Raw genomic sequence first — 1283 nt, forward strand, 5'->3', positions numbered from 1 at the left:
GCCCCTCTCGCCAAGGACGCCCACGAGTCGCCCAGCGAGAGTGCGCAGCCGTAGTGGCCGAGGGCCGTTGCCGATCCGGGTTCTCGTGCAGCACTCGGAGCAGCTGTCGCTCGACCGTCGTTCCACAATCAACAGACAGGAAGATCAAAGGGCGCGGTGAGCAACGGGAGGTGGGATTCCGAAGCCACGAGGAGCGCGGCAGCACTGGGCCGGACACCGGTTCCCGGAAGCGTTGGACGTAGTCGCACGACGCTCGGGGCGCCTCCGCAGCGCTGCTGCGCGTCTTGCCCACCACGGCCCTTTGGCGCCGGCGGGCCCGAGCGGTGAGAGACGGATGGGTCCGGGCCCACCGACCGGCCCACGTGCCGGCGCTCGGCGTCGCGAGTGGCTGCCCCCGCGGCGCTGGGGCCGTCGGGCCGGTCTCCACTACACGATCACCATTCATGGGTCTGGGCGTCGCCCCGCAGCCCCTAGTCCTCGGCTCGTCCCCCGTGGTGCGCCGTGCGGCGCGCCCGCCGGCGGAGCTCGACGCCCCATCGCACCCCGCGCGGCCACCGCCAGACCGGGGTGGCCACATCCGGGGTCCTGGGCGGCCACCTCCGGCTCGCGGTGGCCATCTCCGCGGCTGGGTGGCCACCACGGGCCACCTGCCAGGTGGCCACCCGCGCGCGGAGCGTCGTGGCCAGCGGCCACCGGTGGTGCGTGCGCGGACCGGGATTCGCCGGCCCGGGCTCGGCGCGGCCACTCCGCCGCACCCGCCCTGACGGCCGCGGGGGCCGCGCGCCGCGCGCCGCGCGACGGCGGGGCCCGCCCCCCGCAGGGGCGGGCCCCGTAGGGGCCGGGAGCCTCAGCTCCACTGGACGATCGCGTGATCGACCATGACCGCGTCCTCGAGGAGGAACCCGAGCTCGGCGAGCCGACGCTCGAACCGGTCGGTGCCGGCCGTCGTGGGGACTCCGGTGGCGATCCGGGCGAGGAGCTCCGGGGCCGGGCAGGAGCCGACCAGGGACCCCTGCGGGTCGCCCGCGTCCCACAGCCCCGCCATCGCCAGCAGCGCCGCTGCGTCCGAGGAGTGGGTCTCGACGGACTCGATGCACTCGATGTGGCGGGGGAACTCGGCGTCGGCGGGGGCGGCGTAGGCGGTGAACTGGATGGCCATCGGGGGGCTCCCTGGAGTCGGGGCTGGGTGGGACGCGGCCCCGCCTGGGGGCGGTGGGGGTGAGAGGGCCAGGACGCGCCCGGTCCACCGATCGGGTGGTCCGACGCTCAGCCCGACGCAGGAG

General features: G+C 76.0%; 1 protein-coding gene. It reads right to left on the minus strand.

Annotated elements, in window-relative coordinates:
• Window positions 1-847: 847 nt before the first annotated feature.
• Window positions 848-1159 carry a hypothetical protein gene (locus LN037_RS32080; protein WP_230761183.1) on the minus strand — a complete coding sequence of 104 codons (312 nt, stop codon included), beginning with the start codon at window positions 1157-1159 and terminating at the stop codon, window positions 848-850.
• Between the last annotated feature and the right edge of the window lie 124 nt (window positions 1160-1283).

The sequence above is a fragment of the Actinomycetospora soli genome (assembly GCF_021026295.1).
GTDB lineage: Bacteria > Actinomycetota > Actinomycetes > Mycobacteriales > Pseudonocardiaceae > Actinomycetospora > Actinomycetospora soli.

What these genes read in the sequence shown, in the direction of transcription:
- LN037_RS32080 (WP_230761183.1), bottom strand. Translation starts at nt 1,159, where the DNA reads ATGGCCATCCAGTTCACCGCCTACGCCGCCCCCGCCGACGCCGAGTTC.